Source organism: Streptosporangium vulgare (assembly GCF_042428775.1).
GTDB classification, from domain to species: domain Bacteria; phylum Actinomycetota; class Actinomycetes; order Streptosporangiales; family Streptosporangiaceae; genus Streptosporangium; species Streptosporangium vulgare.
Genome location: NZ_JBHMBS010000142.1, coordinates 1 through 686, shown reverse-complemented (window position 1 = coordinate 686; position 686 = coordinate 1). Strand labels below are relative to the sequence as shown.

Genomic DNA, 686 nt, shown 5'->3' with positions numbered 1-686 from the left:
CCCGACACCAGTGTCAGCAACTCACGCATAATCTGCCGTGATTCGTCATCACTCACCATAAAATGCGCCGCGCCCTGTACTTTATCGAGCACATGCAGGTAATACGGCATTACGCCGGCATCGAACAACGCATTACTCAGGTTTGCCAGCGTTTGTGCGTTATCGTTCACATCACGTAACAGAACGCTCTGGTTCAGCAAAGTAACGCCTACCCGGCGCAACTTAGCCATCGCCTGACGGAATGTTTCATCTACCTCATTGGCATGGTTGATGTGATTCACCAGCAAGATTTGCAGCGTAGAACGGGCAAAGCATTCAACCAGCGCCTCGGTGATCCGTGCCGGGATCACAACCGGCAGACGGCTGTGAATCCGCAGACGTTTTATATGCGGGATGGCTTCCAGTTGTGTGAGCAACCAGTCCAGCTCGTGATCTTTCGCCATCAGCGGATCGCCGCCGGAGAAAATCATCTCGTCCAGTTCCGGATGCGCAGCAACATACTCAAGTGCAGTTTGCCAGTTACGCTTGTTGCCCTGATTTTCGGCATAGGGGAAGTGACGACGGAAGCAATAGCGGCAATTTACCGCGCAGCCGCCTTTGACCAGCAAAAGCGCCCGGTTGTGGTATTTATGCAACAAACCAGGCACTACGCTGTGCTGTTCTTCCAGTGGGTCGGTGGAGAATCC

The 686-nt window shown here is 53.4% G+C and carries 1 protein-coding gene; it reads right to left on the bottom strand.

Annotation, left to right across the window (positions count from 1 at the left end; genetic code table 11):
- The coding region (epmB, locus tag ACFFRH_RS44875; protein ID WP_512701145.1) for an EF-P beta-lysylation protein EpmB at nt 1–686 on the bottom strand (686 nt) is incomplete at both ends.